The organism is Streptomyces sp. Z423-1 (assembly GCF_013009255.1).
GTDB lineage: Bacteria > Actinomycetota > Actinomycetes > Streptomycetales > Streptomycetaceae > Streptomyces > Streptomyces gossypiisoli.
Window position 1 is genome coordinate 2649238 of the sequence record NZ_CP053109.1, and the last position, 26737, is coordinate 2675974.

Genomic DNA, 26737 nt, shown 5'->3' on the forward strand with positions numbered 1-26737 from the left:
GGAGCGGTCCGGCGTAGCGGCCGACGACAGCGGCTAACCGCCTCACAGCCGCTCTCCGCGACTACGCTCGTTGACCTCGCGTACCGCAGCGCTCAGCCTCGCAGCCCAGTCCTCCGACGGCGTCGGGCGGTGCCGCCGGCAGCGACACGGCGAGAACCGGCTCGACCCCGGCGGCAGGTCCGCGCCGTCGTCGGTGTCGATCCTCAACATCCCGTCCATACCCCGCTCCTCAGTCATCCGGGCCAGTCGCGCCCGTGCTTCGCTTCTCATCCCTTGAGTCCCTCAGACGACGGCCGCGGCGAGGACTCGCCGTACCCTGCTGCCTCTACGCAACCGCACGACCACGCACAGCGGTACCGTTGCCGCAGCGCCAGGACTTGAAAGCCTTGAAAGTTCCTGAAGACACGGGGAGTTGAGGGCATGGCCAAGCGTGAACCGAACGTGGCGCTCGGGCGCCTGCTCGCCGAATGCCGCTGGACTCACCGCCAGTTCGCGCGGGCGGTGAACCGCATCGGCACCGAGACCGGAACTCCCCTGCGCTATGACGAGTCGGCGGTGAGCCACTGGCTCGCAGGCACCATCCCCCGCGGTGCGGTGCGCGCATGCATCCTCGAAGCCCTCTCGCGCCGCCTTGGCCGCCCCGTCACCCACGCCGAAGCCGGACTGCCCCTTCCCCGCAATCGCTCCTCCAGGGCTACGGATACCGTGGAGGGGGTGATCGACCTGGGGAGGCTGGATATGGACCCGTCCCGCCGCAGCGTCCTGGGTGTGGGCCTGTTCTCCGTCGCCCTCACCATTCCCGGCTGGCCTGATGTGATCGGGCGGGCCGAGGCCGTACAGTCCGGCCGCACGACACGCATCGGCATGAACGAAGTGGACATGGTCATCGCCATGACCGAGCGAGTCTCGGAGCTGGACGACGAGTTCGGCGGCCGTCACGCACGCCCCATGGCGGCCTCGTTCATGGTCAACACCGTGGCCTCATACCTGCGCGCCGACGCACCGGAGGACGTACGCAAGGCGATGCTGTCCGCCGCCTCGGACCTGCTCTACCTGACCGGCTACATGGCCGTCGACGAAGGGCTGCACGGTCTCGCGCAGCGCTACTACGTCAAGGCCCTGGAACTGGCGGGCGCCGCCGAGGACCACCTGACGTACTGCACCACCCTGCGAGGGATGAGCGTCCAGGCAGTCGACCTCCACCACGGAGCGAAGGCCATGGAACTGGCCGATGCCGCTGCCACCGCCTCCCCGAAAGCCGGGCCCCGCATGCGGGCCTTCCTCGCCGGCCAACAGGCGCACGCCGCCGCACAGACCGGCGACCGCACGGGTGCTCTGCGATACATCCGCGAGGCCGAAGCGGCCATGGACCGCGCCGAGTCACGCGGAAAGACGTTCGGCTCCTACGACCCCTCGTCGCTCAACTACCACGTCAGCCAGGTCCGCTACGAACTCGGCGACAAGACCGGAGCCGTCGAAGCCATGCAGCAAGCGGACCAGCTACGCCCCAGCGTGTACCAGCGCACACGCGTACACCGCCGTGGCCTGCTGGCCGAGCGACAGCTGGAACTCGGCCACCTCGAAGCGGCCTGCGCCACCTGGCACCAGGCCCTCGACGACTACCCCAAGGTGCAGTCCGGCCGCGCCGACGACCGCGTGAAGGCGATGTTCGGCCACTTGCGCCCTCATCTCAAGAACCCGGCGGCCCGCGACCTGTACGACCGAGCACAGGCAATCGCGCCACCGCCGCCGGCCACCTGATCCCGTCACGCCTTCAAGCACGTGCGTACCCGGATCGGCGAGGGAGCGGCCCCCCTGCCGCGCCGTCTGGAACACGGTCCGAATACCGCCACGCGGGCTGGGCTTACGGCAGGGAAAGCCAGGAACGGCGTTCAGCGCAGGTAGAGCAGCATCACGTCATGGAGATCCGCGCCCTCCCACGGCCGCGCCTCGCCGACCTTCCGGTACCCCCAAGCCCGGTAGGCGGACGCCGCCGCCTTGCTGTCCGGGTGGACGTTGAGCAGCACCCGCTCGGCCAAGCGACGGAAGGTGGCCGCGACGTCGTCGGCGGTCTCGTTGTACGGCGGTTCCGCGAAGGCTTCGGCGTAGACCAGCCTGAACGCGTCCTCGGCCCGCACCGCGGCCGGTCCGTCCATGCGCTCTATCTCGATGATCTCTTGCTCCGTCATGCGGTGCCCCCTCGGACGTTCTCGCGGATGCGCTCGCCAATGCGGTCGAGGAAATCACCCCGGCCGAGGGCCGGCTGGCCGTCATCGCCCCGCGCGCCCTGCACCGGCGCCTCGCCGCACACCTGGACGGGGTGACGGCGGGCGCCGAGCCCGACCTGACGCACACGGTCGTCCTCCTGGACCCGCGCCAGGCCAAGGGCCTGGAGTTCGACTCGGTCCTGGTCGTCGAGCCGGGCCACTACGGCACGAGCGACCTGTACGTCGCCCTGACCCGCGCGACCCAGCGACTGGGGGTGCTGCACACGGGGCCGCTGCCGCGAGAGCTGGCCGACGCGGCACATATATCGAGAATTGACCTCACAGTCAAGCGAATTCAGGCCGTGACCACCCGCTCGTGCTGGAGGTTCTTTTGTTCGGGCCTTCAGTCGAGAGGATGGATTCACAGGAAGTTAGTATTTGGAATGTTTGGCCTTCGCTGAACTGTGCGTCATGTGGGCGATGTCGCGGTGACGTACAAGAATGTGAACTCGCACGTGAGTGATCCAGCTGTGTGTCATGTTCATTTCCATTCGACCTGCGGCCGTCTTTTGAGCTAGTAGTCGGCTTTCATTGGAGAGCTCGACTGGGGGTCGACAATGGGCAGTTGAGATGCAAATCTCTGCACACGGCCGGGGCGGAGGTTCCGGCGTCGGAGCGCGTGCCCTAAGGATCGACCATGTCCACATCAAGCGACGACGACTCGAAGAGCCTAGAAGGGGTGAGGAAGCAGCTTGACGGGCTGAGTAAGCAGCTGGCGGAACTGATAGGGCGACTTGAGGAGGTGAAGAAGCAGGAGAGTAGGCGTGGAATCCGAGCAGTAGGGATTTCTGTCGTCACTCTCCTTGTGGGCTTCTTGGTCGACATCCTTAAGGGTTGAGTCAGAAGTGGTCTCAAGCGATCGCTTCTGATCATGAAACGTCGATCATTTCCCTCGTATCAGTGATACTGGGATGCTTTGGGTGGACGCCATCCTTCCCTTCATTCTCTAATACCGTATCCAGTCCAGGGAATTGGGGGATTTGATGGCCGAGGTCGAACGTCCTTTTCCGTTGCCCGTTGCGAAAGAGGAACAGGAGGAGTGGATCGACGCTGTACTTGCCACCCCGGGTGTCAATGTGCCGCGGGAGGCGCTCAGCAATATCGCTCCCTTCTTGGTGGAGCCGCACGCTTTGCTGACCGTGGCAGATGGCGCGGGGCGGCGGAAGCTGACGGAGAACGCACTTCGCCGGATTGTCACGGACGCCGGGGGCATGACGGTCGTGGCCGTCCGTATGCATGGTGTCGGCGGGGTGGTATGGGAAAACAACGAACGGATCAGCTCAGCCTGGCACTCCTTGGCCGATCCTTCCAAGTCCACTAAGGAGCGGCGCTCCCTGCCCCAGATCCACGCCTGGACAGGAGCGGCATCCGACGGCAGGGAGCAGGCGTTCGCGGCACTGCGTAGTTCCGTGGCGAGCAGGGCGGAGCTGATCGCCGATGTCAACCTGGCGTCCGAGGCGTTGGGAAAGCGAGTAGGCCATCGCCCGTACGACCTGAAGCAGGACCTCGTGCTCAACGGTCAGTTGGAACCAGGGCTGTTCGTCGCCCAGCAGTTCCAGCTGGTCGAGCCACCGCTGGTGGGGGACGACGGACAGCCGCTGCACCCGGCTGAGCACTGGGGGTGGATGGCTGTCCGGGGCAACAACCGGACGAAGGAACGCCAGGAGATCTTCGGAGTCAGTTCCGCTGAGGTGCTGACGGGCGTTCCCTTGAAGCGGCTCGGCGGGGAGGGCGAGACGCTCGTCTTCGACCCCGACGACTGGCTGAGAAGGTTGTCGGAAACACTCAACGACGAGTACGCGGCCGCAGGCGGCTGGGATCCGGAGAGGCCCTCCCGTGCGGTCCGGGCGATGAAGGTGGCTGTCGTCGACGCCCATCTAGTCGTGGGCAGCAGCACGCCCCACCGCCTGTACCGCATCGCGCAGATGAGCAACCGGCGTGATCATGTCCACCCGCCTCTAGAGTTCACCCAGAACGACCGCGGGCGGGCGCTCGCGCGCAGCGTTCTCGGCGCGTATGTGGCGGCCGGGCTCCTGGACGAGAAGACCGCGGAAGTCCTTTCTGGCTCCGCACCCGTCGTGGACCTCCCGGATGCACCGAGCGACGCCAAGGTGAGTGAGCTCAGAGACCTGCGCTCGATGCTGCTGCTACGGGAGCTCTTTCCAGCCGACCGCCACAAGCGCTTCGTGATCCGACGCGTCCTCAGTGAATCACCACCCTCCCAGCTCACCGCCATGGAAGTGAACCGGCGAGCACGCGCCTGGTCTGCCCTCACGTCGGAGAGCTATCCCAAGGCCTGGAACCCGCGCATCGGGGAGATGTTCCAGGCCTCGGACGTACGCGACGGCGTCAAGCCCTCCGACCGCCCACTGCGGGACCTGCTCGCGGCGGCCGACACGGACGACGCCGCGTTCGAGGAACTCGTGAGCTATCGTGCGGCGCACTGGCTCGCTGCATTCGGCATCATCGACGCCGACCGTGGTTCGCTGACGGGGCAGAAGGCCGACGAGGACGACGGCACGGAAGCAACGCGTGTACGGCGCACTGTACGGAACACGCTCAACGCGCTTCGGAACAACAACCGGAAGCAAGCTGTCGCGGTGCTCAGGGAACTGGCCTCAGCCATGGACCACGGGGACCGCAAACCGAGAAAGGTGAGCGCCTCCGGAGAGCTGCTGTATGAAACGATGAACCGCACCTGGTTCAATCTGGAGTTCCCCAAAGCGACAGGGAAGCGGCCCAGCAGGTCGAAGGTCTCGGGCGCGGGCACGGTGACGGCACCACCGCCGGTCGTGGTGCCACAGTCCAGTCGGCCGGACAATGACGCCGACGGGACCGGTCGGCCCTCGGCCCTGCCGCTGCTGGAGGTCGGAGGTGCCCCGGAGTCTCAGACCGCGCACCAAGACGCGGGCCAGAACACCACCTCAACCACCAGGACCCCGGACCCTGGCTCAGCGACGTGTGACATGCCCGAAGCCCAGTCCATCGCGGACCCGTCCGGACTGGTCCCCGAGTCCCTCACCATCCCCGCACCCGGCCCGGAAGGCACCGCTCGCCTGCAGCAGTGGGCCGATGAACTGAAGTTGCGGGTCAGCAGGCTGCTCGACGAGTCCCGGCTGGCCAAAGAGGTACTCGACCGCATGACCGATCGTGCTCGTGAGGAGGACGTGCCCTACGTGTTCAGTCGCGGGCAGGCCGACGCGATCGCCCGTGAGGTCCCCCGCACGCTCCGAACGCTCAGGGAACTTCCGGAACTCGTCGAGGCGTTGGCCGAACCCGCGGACTGAAGGCACCGGCCTGCCTGTACCGCTTAGGCAGGCCGCAGCCACACCGTCGCCAGCGGCGGCAACGTCAGGCGGATGCCGGCCGGGCGGCCGTGCCAGGGCGTTGCCTCCGGTTTGATCGGGTCGGGATTCGTCACGTCGCTGCCGCCGTAGCGCGCGGCGTCCGTGTTCAGGGTTTCGTGCCAGGCCGGGATGTCGTCGGGGACGCCTACGCGGTAGTCGTGGCGGACCACCGGGGAGAAGTTGCTGATCGCGAGGAGCGGGGTGCCCGTGGCGTCGTAGCGGAGGAAGGCCAGGACGTTGTCGTCCGCGGCGTCGCCGACGATCCACTGGAAGCCCTCGGGGTGGGCGTCGCGTTGCCAGAGGGCGGGGGTGTGGCGGTAGACGGTGTTGAGGTCGCGGACCAGGTCGCGGACGCCGCGGTGGTCGGCCTGGGCACCGTACTGCGGGTCGAGCAGCCACCAGTCGGGGCCGTGCGCCTCGGACCACTCCGCGCCCTGCGCGAACTCCTGGCCCATGAAGAGCAGCTGCTTGCCGGGGTGGGCCCACATGAAGCCCAGGTAGGCGCGGTGGTTGGCGCGCTGCTGCCACCAGTCGCCCGGCATCTTCGACACCAGCGAGCGCTTGCCGTGCACCACCTCGTCGTGGGAGATCGGCAGGACGTAGTTCTCGCTGTACGCGTACACCATCGAGAACGTCATCTCGTGGTGGTGGTACTTGCGGTGGATCGGCTCATGGCCCATGTACTGCAGCGAGTCGTGCATCCAGCCCATGTTCCACTTCAGCCCGAAGCCCAGGCCGCCGAAGCCGCTCGGGCCCTTGTGGTGGGTGGCGCGCGTGACGCCGTCCCAGGCCGTGGACTCCTCGGCGATCGTCACCACGCCGGGGTTGCGCCGGTAGACGGTCGCGTTCATCTCCTGGAGGAACGCCACCGCGTCCAGGTTCTCCCGGCCGCCGTGCTCGTTCGGCGTCCACTGGCCCGGCTCGCGCGAGTAGTCGAGGTAGAGCATCGAGGCGACGGCGTCCACGCGCAGACCGTCGATGTGGAACTCCTCGCACCAGTAGAGGGCGTTGGCGACCAGGAAGTTGCGGACCTCCTTGCGGCCGAAGTCGAACTCCAGCGTCCCCCAGTCGGGGTGCGCGGCGCGCAGCGGGTCCTCGTGCTCGTACAGCGGACGCCCGTCGAACTCGGCCAGCGCCCAGTCGTCCCGCGGGAAGTGGGCCGGGACCCAGTCCATGAGGACGCCGATGCCCGCCCGGTGACAGGCGTCGACGAAGTACTTGAAGTCGTCCGGGGTGCCGAGCCGGGCCGTCGGCGCGTAGAAGCCGGTGACCTGGTAGCCCCAGGAGCCCCCGAAGGGGTGCTCGGCGACCGGCATCAGCTCGACGTGAGTGAAGCCGAGGTCCTTGACATACGCCGGGAGCTGCTCGGCGAGTTGGCGGTACGTGAGTCCGGGACGCCAGGACGGGAGGTGGACCTCGTAGACGGAGAAAGGGGCCTCGTGGGCGGGGATCTCCCCCCGGCGCTCCAGCCATTGTGCGTCGTCCCACTCGTAGTGCGAGGCGTGCACGATGGACGATGTGTCCGGCGGGGCCTCGGCGCGGCGGGCCAGCGGGTCCGCGCGCAGGGTTTTCGAACCGTCGGGCCGGGTGATCTCGAACTTGTACAGCTCACCCTCGCCGATGCCGGGCACGAAGAGCTCCCAGACGCCGGTGCCGCCCAGTGAGCGCATCGGGAAGCCGGTGCCGTCCCAGTAGTTGAAGCCGCCGGCCAGGCTCACGCCGCGCGCGTTCGGCGCCCACACCGTGAAGCGGGTGCCGATCACGCCCTGGTGCGTCATCGGCTCGGCGCCGAGCGCCCGCCACAGCTGCTCGTGCCGGCCCTCGCCGATCAGGTGCAGGTCGAGGTCACCGAGGGTGGGCAGGAAGCGGTACGGGTCCTCGGTGTCCAGGACCGTGCCCTCGTACTCCACGCTGAGCCGGTACTCGGGGACGTCGGTGAGCGGCAGCAGCCCGGAGAAGAAGCCGTCGCCGTCGTCGTGCAGCTCGGCGCGCAGGCCGTCGGCCACGACGGTGACGGAGAGGGCGTAAGGGCGGAAGGCGCGGAAGATCACGCCGCCGCCGTCCGGTGCCGGGTGCGCGCCGAGGACGGAGTGCGGGTCGTGGTGGGTGCCGGTGAGCAGACGCTCGCGGTCGACGGGGTCCAGGGCGGGGGTGGCAACCCTGGGCTGGGGGGTGGTCTTCTTGGCGGCTGTCTTGTTCCTCGGGGTCGTGGCCTTGGTGGCGGGGGCCTTCTTGGCCGCAGCCGTCGTCGTTGTCTTGGCGGGTGCGGTCTTCTTCGCGGACGCGCTCTTCGCAGCGGTGGTCTTCTTCGCGGCCGTGGCCTTCTTCGCGGCCGTGGCCTTCTTCGCTGCCGCCGTCTTGGCCGCAGCCGTCTTCGCCGTCGCTTTCTTCGCGACGGCCTTCGTCGCGACAGCCTTCTTCGCGACGGCCTTCTCGGCGCTCGCCTTCTTCGCCGTCGCTTTCTTCGCAGGCGCCTTCTTGGCGGTGGCCGTCTTCGCCGCGGCCTTCTTCGCCGTCGCTTTCTTCGCAACGGCCTTCTTGGCAACCGCCTTCTCGGCGGCCGCCGTCTTCGCCGTCGTCGTCGGCGCAGCCGTCCCCTCAGGTGCGGTCGCCTGTTTCGGTACGGCGGCCTTCTCCTGGTGGGCCGGGGTCTCCTCGGCCGTCACGTTCGGGTCGGAGCCGCTGGAGGAGGAGGTGGTACGGGGGGTCACGGGCGGAGCCTCCTGGGAGGGTCAGGTCGGTCGGTTCGAGGCGAGGCGGCGTATCGCCGACAGGGGCACGGGGAGCCAGTCGGGGCGGTGCCGGGCCTCGTAGACGACCTCGTAAACGGCCTTGTCGGTCTCAAGGGCACGCAGCAGCACCGGGTCGGTCCGCGGATCGCGGCCGGATATCTCGGCGTAGCCGGAGCAGTACGCGGCCCGGCAGTGCTCCGCCCAGCCCGGCACCGAGTGCTGCACGGAGTGGGCCGCGTAGTCGAAGGAGCGCAGCATTCCGGCGATGTCCCGCACGGCCGGCTGCGGCATCCGGCGTTCGGCGAGCGGCCGGGCCGGTTCGCCCTCGAAGTCGATCAGCGACCACTCGCCGGTCGGCGAGCGCAGGCACTGCCCGAGATGCAGATCGCCGTGGACGCGCTGGGCGGTCCAGGTCTGCCCCTCGGAGGCCAGGTCGCCCAGCGCCTCGAAGGCGGAGCGCAGCCCGGGGACGTACGGCCGCAGCGCGGGCACCGCCTGTGCGGCGAGGTCGAGGCGTCCGAGCATGCCGTCGACCATCGAGCGCAGCTGGGTGTGGCCGAGGGTGACGGTCGGCAGGGCGCGGGCCAGCGCCGTGTGCACCTCGGCGGTGGCCCGGCCGAGGGCCCGCGCGTCGGCGCCGAAGTCCTCGCCCTTGGCCAGCTCGCGCAGGGCCAGCTCCCAGCCGTCGGTGGCGCCCTGGACGTAGGGCTGGAGGACGCCGAGGACGTACGACTGCCCGGCCAGCTCCGCCCCCAGCCATGCCGTCGGCGCGGGTACCCGGGGGCAGCCCTCGCGGGCCAGCGCGAGCGGCAGCTCCAGGTCGGGGTTGACGCCGGGAACGATACGGCGGAGCAGCTTCAAGATGAACGTATCCCCGTATATGACCGAGGAGTTGGACTGCTCGGCGGTCACCGCTCGGCTGACCAGGCCCGACCGGATCTCCTGGTGCGGTTCGCGCTCGAAGCGGAGGCCGCCGATACGGGCCTGGGTGCGCAGAGCTTCCAGGAGTACCTCGGCGGGCCGGGGGTCGTACAGGGCCTCGTACACCGTGTGTCCGGCGAGCGGGCCCTCGGTGACGTGGCCGATCAGCGCGGGTGCGAGGCGGGGCGGCAGGGCCTCGCGCACTCCTACGAGGAGCTGGTAGCAGTCGCCGGGGGCCGGGCCGGTGCCTGTGCTTGTGCCCGGGGCCGGTGTGGGCGGCTGGTGGACCTGGACGAGCAGGTGGTACAGGCCCAGTTTGCCGCCGGCCGGCAGCAGTTCGGTGGACGCCACCAGCGAGAACCCGGCGACCGGACGGCCCTTGCCGGCGAACCAGCGCTGCCGTGGCAGCCAGTCCCGCAGCAGCGGATCCAGCGACGCGAGGAGCCCGGGGCCGGTCGTCGTGGCGGGGCGGATGACGGCTTCCGACATGGCGTGCGTCCTTTCCCCTTCTCCGGTTCGCCTACGGGGGCGCTGTCAGCCGGTGTCGGCTCACGCGGGCGGACGGGGGTTTACTGATGCGTGCCCCGGGCGGGACGGGAGAAACCGCCCCGCCCCGGACCTTCTAGGCGGCGTCCTTGCGGAGCCGGAACCAGTAAAAGCCGTGCCCCGCGAGGGTGAGCAAGTACGGCAGTTCACCGATGGCCGGGAAACGGACCCCGCCGATCAGCTCGACCGGATGGCGTCGGCTGAAGGCGCGCAGGTCGAGTTCGGTCGGCTGCGGAAAGCGGGAGAAGTTGTGCACGCACAGCACGAGGTCGTCGCCGTGCTCCCGCAGAAACGCCAGTACGGCCGGGTTGGAGGACTGCAGTTCGGTGTACGAGCCGAGTCCGAAGGCGGGGTTCTGCTTGCGGATCTCGATCATCCGGCGGGTCCAGTGCAGCAGCGACGACGGCGACGCCATGGACGCCTCGACGTTGGTGACCTGGTAGCCGTAGACCGGGTCCATGATGGCCGGAAGGAACAGGCGGCCCGGGTCGCAGGACGAGAAGCCCGCGTTGCGGTCCGGCGTCCACTGCATCGGTGTGCGCACCGCGTCGCGGTCGCCGAGCCAGATGTTGTCGCCCATGCCGATCTCGTCGCCGTAGTACAGGATCGGACTGCCGGGGAGGGACAGCAGCAGGGCGGTGAACAGCTCGATCTGGTTGCGGTCGTTGTCGAGCAGGGGCGCCAGTCGGCGGCGGATGCCGATGTTGGCGCGCATGCGCGGGTCCTTGGCGTACTCCGCGTACATGTAGTCGCGCTCTTCGTCGGTGACCATTTCGAGCGTGAGCTCGTCGTGGTTGCGCAGGAAGATGCCCCACTGGCAGCCGGACGGGATCGCCGGGGTCTTGGCGAGGATCTCCGAGACCGGGTAGCGGGACTCCCGCCGCACCGCCATGAAGATCCGCGGCATGACCGGGAAGTGGAACGCCATGTGGCATTCGTCGCCGCCGGAGGTGTAGTCGCCGAAGTAGTCGACGACGTCCTCCGGCCACTGGTTGGCCTCGGCGAGCAGGACCGTGTCGGGGTAGTGGGCGTCGATCTCCTTGCGCACCCGCTTCAGGAAGTCGTGGGTCGCCGGAAGGTTTTCGCAGTTGGTGCCCTCCTCCGCGTAGAGGTAGGGCACGGCGTCCAGGCGGAAGCCGTCGATGCCCAGGTCCAGCCAGAAGCGCAGCGCCGAGAGGATCTCCTCCTGGACGGCCGGGTTCTCGTAGTTGAGGTCCGGCTGGTGGGAGAAGAACCGGTGGAAGAAGTACTGCTTGCGCACCGGGTCGAAGGTCCAGTTGGACACTTCCGTGTCGACGAAGATGATCCGGGCGTCCTGGTACTGCTTGTCGTCGTCGGCCCACATGTAGTAGTCGCCGTAGGGGCCGTCGGGGTCTCGTCGCGACTCCTGGAACCACGGGTGCTGGTCGCTGGTGTGGTTCATGACGAAGTCGATGATGACGCGCATGCCGCGCTGGTGGGCGGCGTCGACGAACTCGACGAAGTCGGCGAGGTCACCGAACTCGGGCAGGACGGCCGTGTAGTCGGAGACGTCGTAGCCGCCGTCGCGCAGCGGGGACTTGAAGAAGGGCGGGAGCCAGAGGCAGTCGACGCCGAGCCACTGCAGGTAGTCGAGCTTGGCGGTCAGGCCCTTGAGGTCGCCGACGCCGTCGCCGTTGCTGTCCTGGAAGGAGCGGACGAGGACCTCGTAGAAGACGGCACGCTTGAACCACTGAGGGTCCCGGTCCTTGGCGGGTGTGTCCTCGAAGGTGTCCGGGACGGGCTCGTTGACGATCATGTTGTGGGTGACCCTCCGATCTGCGGGGTGGACGGTCGCAGAACCGTGAAGATGTGCGCGGGCCTGTGGCCCGGCTCAAGGCGCACATAGTTGGCCCTGCCCCAGTGATAGGTCTCGCCGGTGAGCTCGTCGCGCACCGGCACCGACTCGTGCCAGTCCAGGCCGAGTTGCGGCATGTCCAACGAGACCGTGGCCTCCTGGGTGTGGTGGGGGTCGAGGTTCACGACCACCAGAACCGTGTTCGACCCCGACCGCTTCGAGTACGCGATCACCGCTTCCTTGTCGACGTGGTGGAAGTGCAGGTCCCGCAACTGCCGCAAAGCCGGGCTCCGCCTGCGGACGGCGTTGAGCTGCGTGATGAGGGGGGCGATGCTGTTCGGGTCGTCCCAGTCGCGGGGCTTGAGCTGGTACTTCTCGGAGTCGAGGTACTCCTCGCTGCCCTCGCGCAGGGGGGTGTTCTCGCACAGCTCGTAGCCGCTGTAGACGCCCCAGGTGGGGGAGAGGGTGGCCGCCAGGACGGCGCGGGCCTCGAAGGCGGGGCGGCCACCGTGCTGGAGGTAGGCGTGCAGGATGTCGGGGGTGTTGACGAAGAAGTTCGGCCGCATGTAGGCGGCCGCCTCACCGGACAGCTCGGTCAGATACTCCGTCAGCTCCTGCTTGGTGTTGCGCCAGGTGAAGTACGTGTACGACTGCTGGAAGCCGATCTGGGCCAGGGTGTGCATCATCGCGGGGCGGGTGAACGCCTCCGCCAGGAAGATCACGTCCGGGTCGGTGCGGTTGATGTCGGCGATGACGCGTTCCCAGAACATCACCGGCTTGGTGTGCGGGTTGTCGACGCGGAAGACGCGCACGCCGTGGGCCATCCAGTGCCGCAGCACCCGCAGCGTCTCGGTGACCAGGCCGTCCATGTCGCGGTCGAAGGCGATGGGGTAGATGTCCTGGTACTTCTTCGGCGGGTTCTCGGCGTGGGCGATCGAGCCGTCGGGCCGGTGGTGGAACCAGTCGGGGTGCTTGTCGACCCAGGGGTGGTCCGGGGAGCACTGCAGGGCGAAGTCGAGGGCGATCTCCAGCCCGTGGCTCTTGGCCTGGGTGACGAACCAGTCGAAGTCCTCCAGGGTGCCCAGGTCGGGGTGGACGGCGTCGTGGCCGCCCTCGGGCGAGCCGATCGCCCAGGGCACGCCGACGTCGTCGGGGCCGGCGGACAGGGTGTTGTTGGGGCCCTTGCGGAAGGTGCTGCCGATCGGGTGAATCGGCGGCAGGTAGACGACGTCGAAGCCCATCGCGGCGATGGCCGCAAGGCGGCGCGCGGCGGTGCGGAAGGTGCCGTGCGGGCGCTCGGGCGTGCCCTCGGAGCGCGGGAAGAACTCGTACCACGACCCGAACAACGCGCGCTCGCGCTCCACCAGCAGCGGCAACGGCTCGGACGCGGTCACCAACTCCCGCAGCGGGTACACCGCGAGCACCGCATCGACCTCCGGCGTCAACGCGGCGGCCAGCCGGGAGGCGGCGGTGCGGGTCTCGTCGCGCAGCGCGGCGACGGCGGTGAGCAGTACGGACCGCTCGCTGTCGGGCGTCCCTTCGGCGGCGCGTTCGTACAGCCGTGCGCCCTCCTCCAGGACCAGGTCCGTGTCGATCCCCGCGGGGATCTTGATCTGGGCGTGGTGGCGCCAGGTGCTGACCGGATCGCCCCACGCCTCCACGGTGTACGTCCACAGGCCGGGCCGGCCGGCGGTGACATCGGCGCTCCAACGGTCGGTGCCGGGGGCGAGTTCGCGCATCGGGGTCCAGGGGCCGGGCAGGCCGTCCGGATCCTTCAGCACAAGGTTGGCGGCGACCGCGTCATGGCCCTCACGGAACACGGTGGCCGAGATCTCGAACGTCTCGCCGGTCACCGCCTTCGCGGGCCGGCGCCCGTGCTGGACGATCGGGCGGACGTCGAGGACCGGTATGCGCCCGACGGCGGTGACGTCGCCCGCGGAGGGTGACTCCGGGGCCGGCGAACCGGCGTCGACCGGGCGCACGGAGAGTGCTTCGGTGCTGTCGGTGCTGGCTGTCAGGGGTGCTGACGAGTGGTGCGTTGCGGGCATCACCGCTCCGTTCCGCGTCAACTGGGTGGGCGGATGGCTGTGGGGAGGTGGGGTCGTGCGCGGGTGTACCGGTGGGGCGTACCGCAGGAGCCTTCCCACCCTATTCGGGTGGGCAATCCGGCACTTTGTTAACTACTCACGCGTATGTCTACGCACAAGACCGGCCCCGTTCGGCAGGAACGGGGCCGATGCTGGCACCAGGTCTGGAATGCACCGCTACGACCGCGGTACTTGAAGAAGTTTGTTCGGTGAACCGAGCCCCCGCCCGGAGACCTTTCCGGAGACCGCGCCCGCGACCAGCGCCCTGGAGACCTGCGCCGGTGTGGACTTCGGCCGGTCGGCCAGATGGAGCGCGGCGGCGCCCGCGACGTGCGGCGACGCCATCGACGTACCGGAGAAGGTCGCTCTGGCGGTGTCGCTCCGGTGGCTCGCGGAGGTGATCGACACGCCTGGCGCGAACAGGTCCAGTGCCGAGCCGTAGTTCGAGAACGACGGCCGGGCGTCGGTGCGGCTCGTGGCTCCGACGGTGATCGCCTCGCGGACGCCCGCCGGGGAGGAGAGCCCCGCCGGGAGGCCGTCGTTGCCCGCGGCGACGGTGTACGTCACGCCGGAGGCGATGGAGGTGCGTACGGCGGCGTCCAGTTGGGCGTTGTGGAAGCCGCCCAGGCTGAGGTTGGCGACGGCCGGTTTGCGGGCGTGTCGGGTCACCCAGTCGATCCCGGCGATGACCTGGGCGGTCGTACCGCCGCCTGCGTTGTCGAGCACGCGTACGGCGACGACCTCGGCCTTCTTGGCGATGCCCAGGCTTCTGCCGGCGATGGTGGCGGCGACGTGCGTGCCGTGGCCGTTGCCGTCGCCCGCGCTCCTGTCCCGGCCGACGAAGTCCCAGCCGTAACTGGCCCGCCCGCCGAACTCCTTGTGGCTGATCCGGATCCCGGTGTCGATCACGTACACCGTGACTCCGCTGCCCGCCGACCGCGGTGCGGTGTAGCGCTGGTCGAGCGGCAGATTCGGCTGGTCGACGCGGTCCAGCCCCCAGGACGGCGGGTTCTTCTGGGTGTGCTCGGCGACCACGCGGGTGTCCTGGACGACGGAGGCGACGCGCGGATCGGCCGCGAGCCGCTTCGCCTGTCTGTCGTCGGCCCGTACGGCGTACCCGTTCAGCGCGGTGCCGTAGACATGGCTGATTCTCGCCCCGTACTGGTCGGCGATGCCCTGACCGCCCGCCGAGGAGGCCGTCGTGCCCTCCTTGAGCGTCACCACATAACTGCCGCTGACGGAACCGGGTGCTCCGGCCCCGACGATCCGCCCCTCCGGCGCGGCCTGCGCGGGCGGGACACCGGCCAAGAGGACCACGGCGCACGTCACCGCGGTCAGGCCCCCCACCCGGCGCAGACGAAATATTCGCGTCCGTGCCATGGTCTGCGTTCCCCTCCTCACCTCGACGCCCACCGCCCCGCCCGCGCGGCGCGGCACGCCGGTTGGCAGCCTCTCGTGCGGTGTGAACCACCACAAGGACGCGTGTACGGGCGGAATCGGCCATATCGTTCACGGAGGGCGGATGAAGGCGGTTTCAGGGCCACGCCCGGAGTCGGCCACGGCGACGCCGGGTAGCCACTACCGTCGATATCGATGACGGGACGCACACCGCTGTGCGTCCTTCTTCCGCACGCTGACGAGGTGGAATGTGAAGGCGATCCGTCGATTCACCGTCCGACCCGTTCTCCCCGAACCCCTACGGCCGCTCAGTGATCTGGCGCGGAATCTGCGCTGGTCCTGGCACACGGAGACGCGCGAGCTGTTCCAGTCCGTCGATCCGGAGCGGTGGGCCGCGTCGGGCGGTGACCCGGTTCGGCTGCTGGGCAGCGTCCCGCCCGCCCGGCTCGCCGAGCTGGCCGAGGACCGCCGCTTTCTGCGCCGGCTGACCACCGTGGCCGACGACCTCGACGACTATGTCACCGGGGAGCGCTGGTATCAGGCGCAGTCCGGTGAACTGCCCACCGCCGTCGCCTACTTCTCCCCGGAGTTCGGCATCACGGCAGCCCTGCCGCAGTACTCCGGCGGCCTCGGCATCCTCGCCGGTGACCATCTCAAGGCGGCCAGCGACCTCGGCGTACCGCTGATCGGGGTCGGGCTGCTCTACCGGCACGGCTACTTCCGGCAGACCCTCTCCCGGGACGGCTGGCAGCAGGAGCACTACCCCGTCCTGGACCCCCACGAGCTGCCCCTCGTCCTGCTCAAGGAGGAGGACGAGACGCCCGCCCAGGTCACCCTCGCCCTGCCCGGCGGCCGGCACCTGCGTGCCCGGATCTGGCTGGCCCAGGTCGGCCGGGTGCCGCTGCTGATGCTCGACTCGGACGTCGAGGAGAACGACCTCCGCGAGCGGGGCGTGACCGACCGGCTGTACGGCGGTGGCAGTGAGCATCGGCTGCTGCAGGAGATGCTGCTGGGGATAGGGGGTGTGCGGGCCGTGCGGACGTACTGCCGGCTCACCGGGCACCCCGAGCCCGAGGTCTTTCACACGAACGAGGGGCACGCCGGTTTTCTGGGGCTGGAGCGGATCGCCGAGCTGGGCGATGCCGGGCTGGACTTCTACTCCGCGCTGGAAGCCGTCCGCGCCGGTACCGTCTTCACCACCCACACGCCCGTCCCGGCCGGCATCGACCGCTTCGACCGCGAGCTGGTCGCCCGGCACTTCGGGCCCGACGCCGAACTCCCGCGCATCGACGTCGAGCGCATCCTCCAGCTCGGCATGGAGACGTATCCGGGTGGGGAGCCCAACCTGTTCAACATGGCCGTGATGGGCCTGCGCCTGGCCCAGCGCGCCAACGGTGTCTCCCTGCTGCACGGCAACGTCAGCCGTGAGATGTTCTCCGGGCTCTGGCCGGGGTTCGACCCCGACGAGGTGCCGATCACCTCCGTCACCAACGGCGTGCACGCCCCGACCTGGATCGCCCCCGAGGTCTTCCAGCTCGGCGCCCGGCAGGTCGGCCCGCAGCGCGCCGAGGACGCCTTCACCGGCGGCGGCGAGGACCGCTGGGACGCCGTCGCCGACATCCCCGACCAGGACATCTGGGAGCTGCGCCGCAACCTGCGGGAGCAGCTGGTGACCGAGGTACGGGAGCGGCTGCGGGCCTCCTGGCGGCAACGCGGGGCCGGTACGGCCGAGTTGGGCTGGATCGACGGCGTGCTCGACCCGGACGTCCTCACCATCGGATTCGCGCGGCGCGTCCCGTCGTACAAACGTCTGACGCTGATGCTGCGCGACCGCGACCGTCTGATGGACCTGCTGCTGCACCCCGAGCGGCCCATCCAGATCGTCGTCGCGGGCAAGGCGCACCCGGCGGACGACGGCGGGAAGCGGCTGATCCAGGAGCTGGTGCGGTTCGCCGACGACCCGCGGGTGCGGCACCGGATCGTGTTCCTGCCCGACTACGGCATGGCGATGGCGCAGAAGCTCTACCCCGGCTGCGACATCTGGCTGAACAATCCCCTGCGCCCGCTGGAGGCCTGCGGCACCAGCGGCATGAAGGCGGCGCTCAACGGCTGCCTCAACCTCTCCGTGCTGGACGGCTGGTGGGACGAGTGGTTCCAGCCCGACTTCGGCTGGGCGATCCCGACCGCCGACGGCGCGGGCACCGACCCCGACCGCCGTGACGCCATCGAGGCGGCGGCGCTGTACGACCTGCTCGAACAGCGGATCACCCCCCGCTTCTACGAGCAGGGGCCCGGGGGCCTGCCCGACCGCTGGATCGAGATGGTCCGCCAGACGCTCATGCTGCTCGGCCCGAAGGTGCTGGCGGGCCGGATGGTCGGCGAGTACGTCGAGCGGCTGTACGCCCCCGCGGCCCGCGCCCATCGCACGATGGACCCGGACGCGGCGCGCGAACTGGCCGAGTGGAAGACCCGGTTGCGCCGGTCCTGGCACGGTGTGCGGGTCGACCACGTCGAGACCTCCGCCACCACGGCGACGGCCGAACTCGGCTCCACCCTCACCCTCCGCGTCCGCGTCGCCCTGGGTGACCTGGCCCCCGACGACGTGGAGGTCCAGGCGGTCTCCGGCCGCGTGGACTCCGAGGACCGCATCGCCGACGCGTCGACGGTGCCGCTGAAACCGGCGGGCGGACCGGACCTGGAGGGGCGGTGGATGTACGAGGGTCCGCTGTCCCTGGACCGGACGGGGCCGTACGGCTACACGGTGCGGATCCTGCCCGCGCACCGGCTGCTGGCGACGAGCGCGGAGCTGGGGCTGGTGGCGGTGCCGTCGGGGGATGTGGTGGAGGGGGCGGGGGTGTTGCTGAGGTGAGCCGTCAGGCCGACGCCGGGAACCCCTCGGCCAGCCCCCGCGGCAGCGGCCCCGTGTGCAGCACCCCCAGTCGCTGGGTCGCGCGGGTCAGGGCGACGTACAGGTCGCTCGTGCCGTAGTGGCCCGGCTCGACGACCAGGACCGAGTCGAACTCCAGGCCCTTGGCCTGGCGCGGGTCCAGGAGGACGACCGTGTGCGTCAGGTCGGGCTCGGCGCCCGCCGTCACGCCGTCCAGGTGTGCGGCGAGGCGCCGGTGCAGGGCGCGCGGGGCGATGACGGCCAGCCGGCCCTCGGCCGGGGTGAGTTCCTCGACCGCCTTGGCGACCGCGCCGGGCAGGTCGTCGGTGGCGCGGATCCAGGGACGTACCCCTGTGGACCGTACGGAACTCGGCGGTTCGAAGTCGGGGTGCTCCGCCCGTACGACCGCCGCCGCGAGGTCCATGATCTCGGCGGGGGTGCGGTAGTTGACGCCCAGGCGCGTGTGCTCCCAGCGGTTCTCGACATAGGGCTGAAGGATCTTCGACCAGGAGCCGACCCCGGCCGCCTCCGCCGTCTGCGCCGGATCGCCGACCAGCGTCATCGACCGCGTCGGGCTGCGCCGCATCAGCAGCCGCCACGCCATCGGCGACAACTCCTGCGCCTCGTCGACGATGATGTGCCCGAACGCCCAGGTACGGTCGGCCGCCGCCCGCTCCGCGGCGCTGCGGTGGTCGTCCTCCTCGTGCCGCTCGGCGAACCGCTCGGCGTCGATGATGTCGTGCGCGGACAGGACCTCGCTGTCGTCGTCGTGCTTGTCCTCGAACTCGTACGTCCGGGAGGCGTACGAGACGTCCAGGACGCCCTGGGCGTACGACACCTGCCGCTCCCGCTCGCGTTCCGCCCGCGCCCGTGCCACCCGGTCGTCCTCGCCCAGCAGCTCGGCCGCCTCGTCGAGCAGCGGTACGTCCGCCACGGTCCACGCCCGCGTCACCGGCCGCCGGACGGCCGCGGCGTCGGCATCGCTGACGTACCCCTCCGGCTCCGCGAGGAAGTCGGCGACCAGCCGTTGCGGGGTGAGCACCGGCCACAGCTGGTCGATGGCGGACCAGACCTCGGGGTTCTCGGCGATGTCGTCGCGGATCTGGGTGATGTCGCTGGCGTCGAGGAGGTTGGAGCCGTCGTACGGGTCGGTGCCGACCCGCTCGGCGTACAGCTCGGTGAGGGTGTTGAGGATGTGCCCCTCGAAGTGCTCGCGGGCCGCGTTGTGCGGCAGCTTCGCGGCGCGGGTCCGTTCGCGGGCGACGCCGACGAGGCCGTCGTCGAGCATCAGGATCTCGCGGTCGTGCTCGATCGCGATCACCGGGTCGGGCAGCGCCTGCCGGTCCCGTACGACGGCGGCGAGGACGTCGGCCATCTCGGCGCGGCCCTTGACCGCGGCCGCCTCCGGGGTGTCGGTCGCCGTCGCCTTGACGCCGGGGAAGAGTTCGCCGACCGTCGCCAGCAGCACGCCCGTCTCGCCCAGCGAGGGCAGCACCTCGCCGATGTAGCCGAGGAAGGCGGGGTTGGGGCCGACGATGAGGACGGCTCGCTTGGCGAGCAGTTCCCGGTGTTCGTAGAGGAGGTACGCCGCCCGGTGCAGGGCCACCGCGGTCTTGCCGGTGCCGGGGCCGCCCTCGACGACCAGGATGCCCCGGTGCGGGGCGCGGATGATCTCGTCCTGCTCGGCCTGGATGGTCTGCACGATGTCGGCCATCCGGCCGGTGCGCGCGGAGTTCAGCGCGGCGAGCAGGACGGCGTCCCCGCTGGGGTCCTCGTAACCGGTCCTGGTGGCGTCGTCGACGTCGAGGAACTCGTCGTGCAGGGCGGTGACGCGGCGGCCGTCGGTGGAGATGTGCCGACGGCGGCTGAGGCCCATCGGGGTGTGGCCGGTGGCCAGGTAGAAGGGGCGGGCGACCTCGGCCCGCCAGTCGATCAGGATCGGCGTGCGCTCGGCGTCGTCGGCGCGCAGGCCGATCCGGCCGATGTGGTGGCTGGTACCGGAGGTGAGGTCGATCCGGCCGAAGCAGAGCGAGCCGTCCACCGCGTTCAGCGCGGCGAGCAGCCCGGACCGCTCGGCGACCAGGATGTCCCGCTCCAGGCGGGCCTGCATCGGCTTGTCGCCCTGCGCGAGCGCGTCCGTGACGGAGGCCTCGGCGTCGCCGCGCAGCACGTCGACGCGCGCGTACAGGTCGTCGATGAATTCCTGCTCGCGGCGCATTTCGTCGTCTGGAATTCCGCTGTTTGACAATTCCGCTCCCGCCCGGATATACTGTGGCTACTGAACTTCTTCGCGACCCAATTCCCACGAAGTCGCGAATCATTGAATATACGCAGAGAAATCCCCCGAGCGCAATTGCTCGGGGGATTTCTTTACGTTCGGTTCGGGGTCTGCTCAGGTCACAGGACTTCGGAGATCTCTTCCAGGAGCCGCCGCTTGGGGCGGGCGCCGACCATCGACCGCACGGGTTCACCCGCGCGGAACACCATGAACGTGGGCATGGAGAGCACCTTGTAGGCGTTCGTCGTCTCCGGATTGGCGTCCACGTTCAGCTGCACCACCTTCAGCCGCTCCGCCTCCTCGGCGGCCACCGCCCGGAGCACGGGCGCCATCTGCCGGCACGGCGGGCACCAGTCGGCGGTGAACTCCACCAGCACCGGCCGGTCCGCAGCCAGCACCTCTGTCGCGAAATCCGCGTCCGTCACGTCGTTCACCACTGCTGCCCTCCCAGTTCGCACTTCGGATCCTCGGCGAGTGCCAGCCGTACCCCGATCTGCGCCCGCACCGCCTGCAACTCGCCGATCAGCGCATCGAGCTCGTCCAGCTTGCGCCGGTAGACCGCGAGCGAGGCGGGGCAGGAGTCGCCCTCGGGGTGCCCGGCCCGCAGACACTCGACGAAGGGCCGCGTCTCCTCCAGGTCGAACCCGAAGTCCTGCAACGTCCTGATCTGCCGCAGCAGCTTCAGGTCCCGCTCGTCGTAGTCCCGGTAGCCGTTCGCGTCCCGGCGTGCGGGCAGCAGCCCTCGCGCCTCGTAGTACCGGAGTGTCCGCGTGGTGGTTCCGGCCCGTTCGGCCAGCTCGCCGATTCGCATGCGTAGGAACGTAAGCCTTGACGTCGGGGTCAAGGCAAGGGCGTCAAGGCAAGGCCCGCAGATTTGGGCAAGGGTGAGCCCGGGCGGCTGAGCGACGGGGGAGCATCTCAGCCGCCCGGGCGTGTGGGGGGTACCCGGGGTGGGGGCAGTACCGGCGGATCGGATCAGGCCTTGGCCAGCGCCTTCTCGCCGTCCTTCTCTCCGCCCGCGATCTGCCGGGGCACCTCGGCGTCGTCGGCCGAAGCCGCGCCACCGCCGCCGTGGCCGTCGTCGAGCAGCGTCTTCTCGTCGAACGGCAGCCGGCCCGCGAGCACCGCGCCCACCCGCTCCTTGTCGATCTCCTTGGTCCAGGTGCCGATCAGCACGGTGGCGACGGCGTTGCCCGCGAAGTTGGTCAGGGCGCGGGCCTCGCTCATGAAGCGGTCGATGCCGACGATGAGGCCGATGCCGTCCACCAGGGCGGGCTTGTGGGACTGCAGGCCGCCCGCGAGGGTGGCGAGGCCCGCGCCGGTGACACCGGCGGCGCCCTTGGAGGCGACCAGCAGGAAGAGCAGCAGCGGGATCTGCTCGCCGATGCCCATCGGCGTGCCCATGGCGTCGGCGATGAACAGGGACGCCATGGTCATGTAGATCATGGTGCCGTCGAGGTTGAAGGAGTAGCCGGTCGGGACGGTGATGCCGACCACCGGCTTGCTGACGCCCAGGTGCTCCATCTTCGCGATGAGCCGCGGCAGCGCGGACTCGGAGGATGAGGTGGACAGGATCAGCAGGAACTCACGGCCCAGGTACTTGAAGAACGTGAGGATGTTCAGGCCCGAGACGATCCGCAGCAGCGCGCCGAGCACGATGAAGACGAACAGCACGCAGGTGACGTAGAAGCCGAGCATCAGCACGGCGAGGCTCTTGAGCGCGTCGAGGCCCGCGGAACCGGTGACGGCGGCGATGGCGCCGAAGGCGCCGATCGGGGCGGCCCACATGATCATCGCGAGGATGCGGAAGACGAGCCGCTGGATGTGCTCGATGCCGCGCAGGATCGGCTGTCCGGCGGGGCCCATGGCCTGCAGCGCGAACCCGGCGAGCAGCGCGATGAGCAGGGCCTGCAGCACCTCGCCCCCGGTGAAGGCGGAGACGATGGTGGTCGGGATGATGCCGAGCAGGAAGTCGGTGGTGCTCTTGGCCTCCGCGTCGACCTGTGCATGACCGGTCTCGCGGACGGCGTCGGTGACGGCGAGGCCGGTGCCCGGCTCGAGGATGTTGCCGACGACCAGGCCGATACCGAGCGCCACCAGGGACATCGCCAGGAAGTAGCCGAGGGCGATACCGCCGACCGCGCCGACCTTGGCGGCCTTCCGTACGGAACCGATGCCGAGCACGATCGTGCAGAAGATGATCGGCGCGATCATCATCTTGATCAGGTTCACAAAGCCGGTGCCTATGGGCTTCAGCTCGACGGCGAAGTCCGGCGCGGCCAGGCCCACGGCAATGCCGAGTGCGACCGCGACGATCACCGCGATGTAGAGATAGTGGGTGCGGTCCCGCTTCGCGGCGGGTGTGGCAGGTGCCGTATCGGCTGCGCTGGTCACGGCTGCCCTCCTTGACGACGTCATCGGCATCACCGGCGTGCGGCTCACGTCCGGGGGAAACTGTCCGGGGCGTTGCCCGTACATGAACGAATGCCGTGACTATCTCCCGAGCTGTGAGGGCGGTCACCCTTCCGTTCATTTAGTTCACGCTCAGGGCCTGCCCGGCGGATCAGGTCGGAGGGAACCAACAGTGCCGCCCCGCGTCTCCGGCATGATCCGCCCGACAGGCCCTGACGTCGGGGGCACACTGGCGACATGCACATCCGTGTCCCGAGACCCCGCAGCCTGGCCGGCCAGCTGTTCGCCGTGCAGGCCGTGCTGATCGCCGTGCTCGTCGCCGGATACGCGCTGTTCTCGTACGTCAGCGACCGCAACCAGGCGGAGGACGCGGCGGGCCGCCAGGCGATGGCGGTGGCCCGCTCGATCGCCGACTCGCCCTCCGTACAGGAGGCGATCCGCACCCCCGACCCGACGGCATCCCTCCAGCCGTACGCCCTGCGTGTCATGCGCGACACGGACGTCGACTTCGTCACGATCATGAACCCGCGGGGCATCCGCTGGACCCACCCCGACCCGAACCGGATCGGCGGCCGCTTCCTGGGCCACATCGAGCCCGCGCTGCGCGGTCAGTCCTTCACCGAGACCTACACGGGCACCCTCGGCCCGTCCGTCCGCGCGGTCACCCCCGTCTACGACGGCCCGCGCATCGTCGGCCTGGTCAGCGCCGGCATCCGGGTCGAGGCGATCAGCGAGCGCGTACGGGGCCAGCTGACCGCCCTGATCGGCGCCGCGAGCGGCGCCCTCGTCCTGGGCGCGGTCGGCACGTACGTCGTCAACGCCCGCCTGCGCCGCCACACGCACGGTATGAACGCGGCCGAGCTCAGCCGTATGCATGACTACCACCAGGCGGCGTTGCATGCGGTGCGTGAGGGGCTGCTGATGCTGGACGGGCAGTACCGGGTGGCGCTGATCAACGACGGCGGGCGGGAACTGCTCGGTGTGACCGGCGATGTCGTGGGCCGCTCGGTGGCCGATCTGGGCCTGCCGGCCCCGCTGACGGGTGCGCTGCTGTCCTCGGAGCCGCGGGTGGACGAGGTGCACCTGACGGCGGACCGGGTGCTGGTGGTGAACACGTCACTGGTGTCGGGCGGGGAGCGGCGGGGAACGGTCGTCACGCTCAGGGATGTCACCGAACTGCAGTCGCTGATGGGCGAACTGGACTCGGAGCGGGGCTTCACGCAGGCGTTGCGGTCGCAGGCGCACGAGGCGGCGAACCGCTTGCACACCGTGGTCTCCCTGATCGAACTGGGCCGGGCGGAGGAGGCCGTCGACTTCGCCACCGCGGAGCTGGAGCTGGCCCAGGCCCTGACCGACCAGGTGGTCGCGGCGGTGAGCGAGCCGGTCCTGGCGGCGCTGCTGCTCGGCAAGACGGCCCAGGCCAATGAGCGGGGCGTGGAGCTGGTGGTGTCCGAGGACAGCCGCCTGGACGACGGCCTGCTGCCGCCGTCGCTGCCCGCCCGGGACCTGGTGACCATCCTGGGCAACCTCATCGACAACGCGGTGGACGCGGCGCAGGGCAGCGTGCGGGCGCGGGTGACGGTGACGGCGTACTTGGAGGGCGGTGAGCTGGTGCTGCGGGTGGCGGACACCGGGGAGGGCGTGGATCCGGCGCACGCGGAGCTGGTCTTCCAGCGGGGCTTCACGACGAAGTCGGCGGGGCCCGGGGGCCGGGGGCTGGGACTGGCGTTGGTGCGGCAGGCGGTGCATCGGCATGGGGGGACGCTGTCGGTGGCGGCGGCTGCTGGGGGTGGGGCGGAGTTCGAGGTGCGGTTGCCGTTGACGGAGGGCGCCGCGACAGCCCGGGGTGCTGGTGGTACGGCTGCGGGAGGCCGCGCATGACAGTCGAGGAGCCGATCCGTGTGCTGGTCGTCGAGGACGATCCCGTGGCCGCGGACGCGCATGTGATGTACGTCGGCCGGGTGCCCGGGTTCGTCGCGGTCGGGAAGGCGCACACGGGCGCGGAGGCGCGGCGGGCACTGGAGCGGACGCCGGTTGATCTGCTGCTGCTGGACCTGCACCTGCCCGATGTGCACGGCTTGCAGCTGGCGCGGTCGTTGCGGGCGGCGGGGTATCACGCGGACGTCATAGCGGTGACGTCGGCGCGGGATCTGACGGTGGTGCGGGAGGGAGTGTCGCTGGGCGTTGTGCAGTACGTGCTGAAGCCGTTCACTTTCGCAACGCTTCGGGACCGTCTGGTGCGCTATGCCGAGTTCCGGGGAGCGGCCGGGGAGGCCAGCGGCCAGGACGAGGTCGACCGCGCCCTGGCGACGCTGCGGGCGCCGACGCCGGCGGCACTGCCGAAGGGGTTGAGCGCGCCGACGCTGGAGCGGGTGACCGTGGCGTTGCGGGACTGCGGGGAGGGTCTGACGGCGACGGGGGTCGCGGAGGCGGTGGGCATTTCGCGGATCACGGCCCGTCGCTATCTGGAGCATCTGGTGGACGCGGGGAGGGCTGCGCGGAGTCCGCAGTACGGGACGGTGGGGCGGCCCGAGTTGCAGTATCGGTGGGTCAAGGGGCAGTAGCTTCGCCGTCGTTCAGCGGAACGGGCGTGCGTAGCTGACGACTTGCCAGCCGAGTCCGGTGACGATGGCCGCCTCGGCAGCGGAGAGGACGATCAGCCCGGTCTCCGTCTCCCCCGCACACCAGTAGACGGCGAGTCCGGCGAGGGGGACGACGCAGAAGGCCAGCAGGTCCACGGCGCACTGGACGGCCTTGCGGGAGCGGCGGCGGGCGTCGGAGCGGTGGGCGGTCTCCCAGGTGAAGGCCTCTTGTGCCTGGGCGAGTCGGGCGAGGCGGGGGCCGAGGTCCTCGCGGATGTGCTTGCCGATCGCGGAGATCTTCTCGTCGTTGACGAGGTAGGTCCAGCCGAGGACGACACAGACCGGCGGGAGCGCGAGCAGCATGTCGGGCCGCTTCGCCTGGGCTGTGGCGGCGATGACGGCGGCGACGATGGTGAGGGTGACGTAGAGGAGGTTGTCGCGGAAGCCGATACGGGTCTTCTGCTCGTCCTTGACGGTCTGGTACTCGGCGAGGAGCAGCTGGCCGACGGTGACGTCTCGTTCCGGCACTCGCCTGTCCCCCCTGTCGGTGCCAACCCTGCCTGTCGGCAGGCGACTTGGAAGTACCTTAAACGGGTGCCCGAGACATCACCCACCGTCGTCGTCCTGACCGCGCTCCACGTCGAGTACGACGCGATGCGCGCGCACATCGAGGACGCCGAGGAGCTTGTCCACGACGACGGGACGCGCGTCGAGCGTGGTCACCTCCGGGGTACGCCGTGGACGGTGGCGATCGCCGAGCTGGGCGAAGGTGCGGTGAACGCGGCCGCGCTGACGATGCGGATCGTCTCCTGGCTGCGACCCGAGGCGCTGCTGTTCGTGGGGGTCGCCGGAGGGCTCAATGACGATGTCGAGATCGGTGACGTCGTGGTCGGCACCAAGGTGTACGCCGTTCAGGGCGGCAAGCAGACGCCGTCGGGATTCCTCGCCAGGCCGGAGGTCTGGCACGGCTCGCACCGCTTGGTGCAGGCCGCCCGTTCGGCATTGCGCGACCTGGAGGGGGTGCGGGGACACCGTAAGCCCATCGCCTGCGGGGATGTCGTCCTGGCCGACGACAGGTCCGCCTTCGCCGAGTACATCGGGCGGACCTACAACGACGCGTACGCGATCGAGACGGAGGGATCCGGGGCGGCTCACGCGGCGCATCTCAGTGGCCGGCTGGACACGCTGGTGATCCGGGGAATCAGCGACCGCGCCGACCCCGGCAAGCCCGCGGCCGACGCGTCGGGCTCGCAGGAGCGGGCGGCCGCGCAGGCGGCGTCGGTGGCGGTGGCGGTGCTGCGCAAGCAACGGCCGCGTGGGACCGGCGACTCCGAGGAGGGGCCCCATCGGGGGCCGCGGTACGGAGGGCCGCGGTACGGAGGGGACCACCTCGACTTTCGCTGGAGCTCCTTCCACGGGCCGTTCGTCGCCAAGCGGGTCGACCGGGGGGACGAGGGGCGGTAG

18 protein-coding genes and 1 pseudogene are annotated in these 26737 nt (G+C 69.9%); 8 read left to right on the top strand and 11 right to left on the bottom strand.

Annotated elements, in window-relative coordinates; genetic code table 11:
- Positions 1 to 420 precede the first annotated feature (420 nt).
- Positions 421 to 1761, top strand: a complete 1341-nt coding sequence (locus tag HJD23_RS11845; protein WP_197972648.1) for a tetratricopeptide repeat protein — start codon at positions 421 to 423, stop codon at positions 1759 to 1761.
- 131 nt (positions 1762 to 1892) lie between these two features.
- Here the strand turns inward: HJD23_RS11845 and HJD23_RS11850 are convergent, their stop codons facing one another.
- Positions 1893 to 2189 (bottom strand): hypothetical protein, encoded by a 297-nt coding sequence (locus HJD23_RS11850; protein WP_171114359.1) that lies wholly within the window; start codon positions 2187 to 2189, stop codon positions 1893 to 1895.
- A 29-nt stretch (positions 2190 to 2218) separates the two neighbouring features.
- On the opposite strand from HJD23_RS11850, the pseudogene HJD23_RS43735 reads away from it, so the two are divergent.
- From HJD23_RS43735 to HJD23_RS11865, 3 genes and pseudogenes are all read left to right on the top strand, one after another.
- Positions 2219 to 2524 (top strand): annotated as a pseudogene (locus HJD23_RS43735) (ATP-binding domain-containing protein); the annotation flags it as partial.
- Between the two features lie 380 nt (positions 2525 to 2904).
- Positions 2905 to 3105, top strand: coding sequence for a hypothetical protein (locus HJD23_RS11860; protein ID WP_171110978.1), 201 nt, complete (start codon positions 2905 to 2907; stop codon positions 3103 to 3105).
- Between the two features lie 145 nt (positions 3106 to 3250).
- Positions 3251 to 5554 (top strand): hypothetical protein, encoded by a 2304-nt coding sequence (locus tag HJD23_RS11865; RefSeq protein ID WP_171110976.1) that lies wholly within the window; start codon positions 3251 to 3253, stop codon positions 5552 to 5554.
- A gap of 23 nt (positions 5555 to 5577) precedes the next feature.
- Here HJD23_RS11865 and glgB read toward each other — a convergent pair whose 3' ends face one another.
- The 5 genes from glgB to HJD23_RS11890 form a co-directional block, all read right to left on the bottom strand.
- On the bottom strand, positions 5578 to 8325 hold the full coding sequence (gene glgB, locus HJD23_RS11870) for a 1,4-alpha-glucan branching enzyme (RefSeq protein ID WP_171110974.1): 2748 nt from the start codon (positions 8323 to 8325) through the stop codon (positions 5578 to 5580).
- A 21-nt stretch (positions 8326 to 8346) separates the two neighbouring features.
- The gene (locus HJD23_RS11875) at positions 8347 to 9756 is read right to left on the bottom strand and encodes a maltokinase (RefSeq protein WP_171110972.1); all 1410 of its coding nucleotides are present in this window, start codon (positions 9754 to 9756) and stop codon (positions 8347 to 8349) included.
- A gap of 133 nt (positions 9757 to 9889) precedes the next feature.
- Entirely contained in the window at positions 9890 to 11590 is a 1701-nt protein-coding gene (gene treS, locus HJD23_RS11880) for a maltose alpha-D-glucosyltransferase (RefSeq protein WP_171134018.1), read from the bottom strand.
- Positions 11587 to 13677, bottom strand: a complete 2091-nt coding sequence (locus tag HJD23_RS11885) for an alpha-1,4-glucan--maltose-1-phosphate maltosyltransferase (RefSeq protein WP_171134019.1) — start codon at positions 13675 to 13677, stop codon at positions 11587 to 11589. Before HJD23_RS11885 ends, treS begins: the two co-directional genes overlap by 4 nt.
- 216 nt (positions 13678 to 13893) lie before the next feature.
- Positions 13894 to 15096 (bottom strand): S8 family peptidase, encoded by a 1203-nt coding sequence (locus tag HJD23_RS11890; RefSeq protein ID WP_171117967.1) that lies wholly within the window; start codon positions 15094 to 15096, stop codon positions 13894 to 13896.
- 268 nt (positions 15097 to 15364) lie between these two features.
- Between HJD23_RS11890 and HJD23_RS11895 the strand changes: the two genes are divergently transcribed.
- Entirely contained in the window at positions 15365 to 17983 is a 2619-nt protein-coding gene (locus HJD23_RS11895) for a glycosyltransferase family 1 protein (RefSeq protein WP_171117969.1), read from the top strand.
- Positions 17984 to 17987: 4 nt separating this feature from the next.
- On the opposite strand, the gene HJD23_RS11900 is transcribed toward HJD23_RS11895, so the two are convergent.
- The 4 genes from HJD23_RS11900 to HJD23_RS11915 all read right to left on the bottom strand — a co-directional run bounded on the left by HJD23_RS11900 (position 17988) and on the right by HJD23_RS11915 (position 22673).
- The gene (locus tag HJD23_RS11900; protein ID WP_171117971.1) at positions 17988 to 20219 is read right to left on the bottom strand and encodes a UvrD-helicase domain-containing protein; all 2232 of its coding nucleotides are present in this window, start codon (positions 20217 to 20219) and stop codon (positions 17988 to 17990) included.
- Between the two features lie 179 nt (positions 20220 to 20398).
- On the bottom strand, positions 20399 to 20713 hold the full coding sequence (trxA, locus tag HJD23_RS11905; protein WP_171117973.1) for a thioredoxin: 315 nt from the start codon (positions 20711 to 20713) through the stop codon (positions 20399 to 20401).
- Positions 20710 to 21090, bottom strand: a complete 381-nt coding sequence (locus HJD23_RS11910) for a MerR family transcriptional regulator (protein WP_171117976.1) — start codon at positions 21088 to 21090, stop codon at positions 20710 to 20712. Before HJD23_RS11910 ends, trxA begins: the two co-directional genes overlap by 4 nt.
- 164 nt (positions 21091 to 21254) lie before the next feature.
- Positions 21255 to 22673 (bottom strand): cation:dicarboxylase symporter family transporter, encoded by a 1419-nt coding sequence (locus tag HJD23_RS11915; RefSeq protein WP_171117978.1) that lies wholly within the window; start codon positions 22671 to 22673, stop codon positions 21255 to 21257.
- A gap of 255 nt (positions 22674 to 22928) precedes the next feature.
- Here HJD23_RS11915 and HJD23_RS11920 point away from each other — a divergent pair, with 255 nt between their 5' ends.
- Together HJD23_RS11920 and HJD23_RS11925 are read left to right on the top strand one after the other, a co-directional pair.
- Complete coding sequence (locus HJD23_RS11920; protein ID WP_171117980.1) at positions 22929 to 24572, top strand: sensor histidine kinase; 1644 nt, start codon at positions 22929 to 22931, stop codon at positions 24570 to 24572.
- Positions 24569 to 25255, top strand: coding sequence for a response regulator (locus tag HJD23_RS11925; protein ID WP_171117982.1), 687 nt, complete (start codon positions 24569 to 24571; stop codon positions 25253 to 25255). Before HJD23_RS11920 ends, HJD23_RS11925 begins: the two co-directional genes overlap by 4 nt.
- A 12-nt stretch (positions 25256 to 25267) precedes the next feature.
- Here HJD23_RS11925 and HJD23_RS11930 read toward each other — a convergent pair whose 3' ends face one another.
- Positions 25268 to 25801 (bottom strand): hypothetical protein, encoded by a 534-nt coding sequence (locus HJD23_RS11930; protein WP_171117984.1) that lies wholly within the window; start codon positions 25799 to 25801, stop codon positions 25268 to 25270.
- Between the two features lie 66 nt (positions 25802 to 25867).
- On the opposite strand from HJD23_RS11930, the gene HJD23_RS11935 reads away from it, so the two are divergent.
- Positions 25868 to 26737 carry a 5'-methylthioadenosine/S-adenosylhomocysteine nucleosidase gene (locus HJD23_RS11935; protein WP_180687774.1) on the top strand — a complete coding sequence of 290 codons (870 nt, stop codon included), beginning with the start codon at positions 25868 to 25870 and terminating at the stop codon, positions 26735 to 26737.

Excerpts from the sequence above, each read along its gene's own strand:
- HJD23_RS11845 (WP_197972648.1), top strand. The coding sequence starts at position 421 with ATGGCCAAGCGTGAACCGAACGTGGCGCTCGGGCGCCTGCTCGCCGAA.
- HJD23_RS11850 (WP_171114359.1), bottom strand. The coding sequence starts at position 2,189 with ATGACGGAGCAAGAGATCATCGAGATAGAGCGCATGGACGGACCGGCC.
- HJD23_RS11860 (WP_171110978.1), top strand. The coding sequence starts at position 2,905 with ATGTCCACATCAAGCGACGACGACTCGAAGAGCCTAGAAGGGGTGAGG.
- HJD23_RS11865 (WP_171110976.1), top strand. The coding sequence starts at position 3,251 with ATGGCCGAGGTCGAACGTCCTTTTCCGTTGCCCGTTGCGAAAGAGGAA.
- HJD23_RS11875 (WP_171110972.1), bottom strand. The coding sequence starts at position 9,756 with ATGTCGGAAGCCGTCATCCGCCCCGCCACGACGACCGGCCCCGGGCTC.
- treS (WP_171134018.1), bottom strand. The coding sequence starts at position 11,590 with ATGATCGTCAACGAGCCCGTCCCGGACACCTTCGAGGACACACCCGCC.
- HJD23_RS11885 (WP_171134019.1), bottom strand. The coding sequence starts at position 13,677 with ATGCCCGCAACGCACCACTCGTCAGCACCCCTGACAGCCAGCACCGAC.
- HJD23_RS11890 (WP_171117967.1), bottom strand. The coding sequence starts at position 15,096 with ATGGCACGGACGCGAATATTTCGTCTGCGCCGGGTGGGGGGCCTGACC.
- HJD23_RS11900 (WP_171117971.1), bottom strand. The coding sequence starts at position 20,219 with ATGCGCCGCGAGCAGGAATTCATCGACGACCTGTACGCGCGCGTCGAC.
- HJD23_RS11910 (WP_171117976.1), bottom strand. The coding sequence starts at position 21,090 with ATGCGAATCGGCGAGCTGGCCGAACGGGCCGGAACCACCACGCGGACA.
- HJD23_RS11920 (WP_171117980.1), top strand. The coding sequence starts at position 22,929 with ATGCACATCCGTGTCCCGAGACCCCGCAGCCTGGCCGGCCAGCTGTTC.
- HJD23_RS11925 (WP_171117982.1), top strand. The coding sequence starts at position 24,569 with ATGACAGTCGAGGAGCCGATCCGTGTGCTGGTCGTCGAGGACGATCCC.